The 1,375-nt window shown below is 46.3% G+C and carries 1 protein-coding gene; it reads left to right on the forward strand.

Features of this window, described 5'->3' with window-relative positions:
* Positions 1–1,375: zinc-binding dehydrogenase (locus tag MiSe_RS49100; RefSeq protein WP_226594817.1), on the forward strand; the 1,375-nt coding region annotated here is incomplete at both ends.

Genomic DNA, 1,375 nt, shown 5'->3' on the forward strand with positions numbered 1-1,375 from the left:
CCAGCGCCAATGCAACTGAGTGGTACCAGCTTGTGGGGATTAGGTCGAGTCATTGCCCTAGAGTATCCAGAATTACGATGTGTGCGTTTAGACTTATCTGCACAAGCGACAACAGAGGATAAAGTGCAAGCACTACTGTTGGAGTTAACAGCAGCAGATGCGGAAGACCAAATAGCCATCCGTCAAGGCAAGCGATATGTAGCCCGACTGGCGAAGTCCCAAGCTATTTCCCCCAAGCAGAAACAACGTGCAATTTCTGCTTACCAACCCGTGCGATTAAAGCTATCCGAGTATGGCGTATTAGATAATCTATTCAATGAATCGATGACGCGCCGCTCACCACAAGTTGATGAGGTGGAAATTCAAGTGCTTGCAACCGGACTCAATTTCCGGGATGTACTCAATGCTTTAGGAATGCTCAAAGAATATTATGCCGAAAAATTGGGCATTATGCAGGTCAGCGACTTGACTTTTGGGTTGGAGTGTGCTGGCATTATCGTAGCAGTGGGAGAGAATGTTTCCCATCTGCAAGTTGGGGATGAAGTTGTAGGATTAATTACAACTCACGACGCCTTCAGCAGTTTTGTCACCTTACCAGCTGCAACTGTGGTTAAAAAGCCCACAAAGTTGAGTTTTCAGGAAGGCGCGACAATACCTTTAGCATTTTTAACAGCTCAGTACGGATTGCATCATCTGGCGAAAATCCAACCGGGAGAACGAGTGTTGATTCATGCAGCAGCTGGTGGTGTCGGTCAAGCAGCAGTGCAGATAGCACTCGCAGCTGGTGCTGAGGTATTTGCTACCGCTTCAGCGAACAAGTGGGAATTCCTCAAATCAATGGGAGTCAAGCATGTGATGAACTCCCGCAGCTTGGAATTTGCCGACGAAGTGATGAGTTTGACACAGGGACAGGGGGTAGACATTGTTCTCAATAGCCTCAATGGCGAGTTCATTGACAAAAATTTAGAGGTAGTGGCTAAGAACGGACGATTTGTCGAAATCGGCAAAGTCGGCATTTGGGATGAGAGCCAATTTAGTGCCAAAAGAGGAGATATTTCATATTTTCCTTTCGATTTAGGGGAAGTTAACCAGAGCCATCCCGGTTTAATTTTGGCGATGTTGCAGCAGCTAATGGAACAGTTCCAACAAGGTACCCTCAAGCCGTTACCTCAGACAGTGTTTTCACTCAAGCAGGTAGTGGATAGTTTCCGTTACATGGCAGCTGCCAAGCACATCGGCAAAGTAGTAGTATCAATGCCGCAAATCAGTACAAAAACTAATGAGGAGCAATTATCTATACAACCAGATGGGAGTTATTGGATTACTGGTGGATTAGGAGCATTGGGTTTGGAGGTGGCTGAATGGTTGGTAGAAA

This window comes from Microseira wollei NIES-4236 (assembly GCF_020521235.1).
Classification (GTDB): domain Bacteria; phylum Cyanobacteriota; class Cyanobacteriia; order Cyanobacteriales; family Aerosakkonemataceae; genus Microseira; species Microseira wollei.